This window comes from Marinagarivorans sp. (assembly GCF_982758155.1).
Genome location: NZ_CEXWTU010000390.1, coordinates 1 through 2,413 on the forward strand (window position 1 = coordinate 1; position 2,413 = coordinate 2,413).

1 protein-coding gene is annotated in these 2,413 nt (G+C 49.2%); it reads right to left on the reverse strand.

Annotation, left to right across the window (positions count from 1 at the left end; all coding sequences use genetic code 11):
- Positions 1 to 218: 218 nt before the first annotated feature.
- Positions 219 to 1,823: an ABC-F family ATPase gene (locus AC3A8L_RS21165; RefSeq protein WP_487964264.1), complete on the reverse strand. Its 1,605-nt coding sequence runs from the start codon at positions 1,821 to 1,823 to the stop codon at positions 219 to 221.
- Positions 1,824 to 2,413: the final 590 nt, after the last annotated feature.

Consider the following 2,413-nt stretch of genomic DNA (forward strand, 5'->3'; position numbering starts at 1 on the left):
CCGGCCTATTCGAGCATGGCTGAATAGTTACAATTTAAATTCGCAGGGAATGGATTGAAACTAGTTTTGTGGATGCCTGCCTCATGTCCCTGCACGTAACCACCTTTCAAGTTCCACCTCGGAAAACATAAAAAAGGCCCAACAAGTCATGCTTGTCGGGCCTTTTTTGCGGCCGCACGGTATTAGTATCTGTGCGGCGGTTTATGGCAGTGTGTGGGTTATGCCACTGCCGATAATTCTTTTTGACTTGCTAAGTACTCATTATAAGTGCCTTTGAAATCGATCACTTTCTTATCTTTTATTTCGACCACGCGGGTTGCTAATGATGAAACAAATTGACGATCGTGGCTGACGAAAATCAAGGTGCCGTCGTAGGCTTTAAGCGCGGAGTTCAAAGCATCGATCGCCTCTAAGTCCAAGTGGTTTGTTGGCTCGTCCATGATCAAAACGTTGGTGTCTTGCATCATTAGCTTGCCGAACAATAGGCGGTTTTTCTCACCACCGGAACACACTCGGGCTTGCTTGTTTGTGTCGTCGGCGGTGAACAGTAGGCGACCGAGCATACCGCGTACGGCGAGATCGTCGTGTTTAGGCGTGCGCCATTGGCTCATCCAGTCGAAGATGGTCAGGTCGCAATCAAAATCGTTTGTGCTGTCTTGTGGGCAGTAACCCACTTCTGCGTTCTCGGACCACTTGATCTCGCCGACATTAACGTCCAGCTGGTTCATCAAACAGCGTAGGAAGGTCGACTTACCCGCGCCGTTCTCACCGATGACTGCGAGCTTAGCACCGGCTTCAAGAATCAGATTGCCTTTGCTGAATAGAGTTTCACCGTCGAAGCCGTGGGATACATTTTCAAGTATCAGTGCTTGGCGATGCAATTTTTTATGCTGCTTCATGCTGATAGAGGGCGTCATACGGCTTGATGATTTAACGTCGTCTAACTTGATTTTGTCCATCTTTTTGGCGCGCGAGGCGGCCTGCTTGGCTTTGGATGCGTTGGCGCCAAAGCGGTTGACAAAGGCCTGTAGTTCAGCAATTTCTTCGCTCTTCTTGGCGTTGCCCAGCAGTAACTGCGCACGGATCAATTCAGAGGCTTCCTGGAAGGCTTCGTAGTTGCCCGGATAGATGCGTAGCTCGCCGTAATCGATATCGGCCATGTGCGTACAGACACTGTTAAGGAAGTGACGATCGTGAGAAATAATGATCATGGTCGACTTGCGCTGATTTAGCACATCGGCCAACCAGTTGATGGTGTTGATGTCGAGGTTGTTGGTTGGCTCATCGAGCAGAAGTATTTCTGGGTTGGCGAACAGTGCTTGTGCCAACAATACTCGAACCTTGTAACCGGGTGCTATTTGAGACATCAATCCAAAGTGCCACTCTTCACTGATACCCGCTTCAAGCAGGATGTCACCGGCGCGGCTCTCGGCGCTATAGCCGTCCATTTCGGCGAATAAGACTTCTAGCTCAGCGACTTTCATGCCTTCCTCATCAGACATCTCGGGTAAACTATAGATGCGATCACGCTCTTGCTTGATCTTCCATAGTTCAACGTCACCCATGATGACGGTGTCCACTACCGAGAATTCTTCGAAGGCGAATTGATTCTGGCTCAGGGTACCGACTTTATGGCCTGGGGTGAACGACAAGTTACCCGAGGTAGCCATCAGTTCACCGCTGAGGATCTTCATAAAGGTCGACTTACCGCAACCGTTGGCGCCAATCAAGCCGTAGCGATTGCCGTGGCCAAACTGCGCAGAGATATTTTCGAACAACGGCTCGGCGCCAAATTGCATGGTGATGTTTGCGGTAGTAATCAAAGTGGAAGCATCCTGAGTAAAGCATTAAACCCGGTTAATAGGGTTCAACGACACGGTATATAGACCAAGGCGAGCGGTGCATCTAACTGGAGGGTATAGGGCTTGCCAGATAGGCAGGCCGGGGAACATCCAAAAGCGGCAAAAAGCGTCATCAACAAGGCGATAATAAAAATGTGATGGTAACTGGGTGCGCACCATAGAGATTTAACGCTCCTGTGTCGAGGGGTATGTACATAAAATGTACAGTTTTGAGGGTTTAATTGGCATGAATCAGCCACTCCCGAATCATAAGTAGCGCACTGGTACTTACCTCGCCGCGTAAAATTCGCCGCGTAAAAAGCATGAAGCTGTGATTAGTGATGCATCTCTCTGTCCGGCGCGCAATGCCATTCATATTCGTCAAAAAGCAGGGCTTCTCAATCACAGTTCTAGTCGGGGTGGCAATTCAAGGCTAATGCTCTGAGTATATTAAGGGCCGAGGAAAAAAGACATTAACCAATAATACTTGCCCCCGCTTCCTCAACCGCGTTGCTCAAAGCATTACATGCTTGGGTAAGGGGCGAGGCAATAATAGTTTGTCCAATTAGACG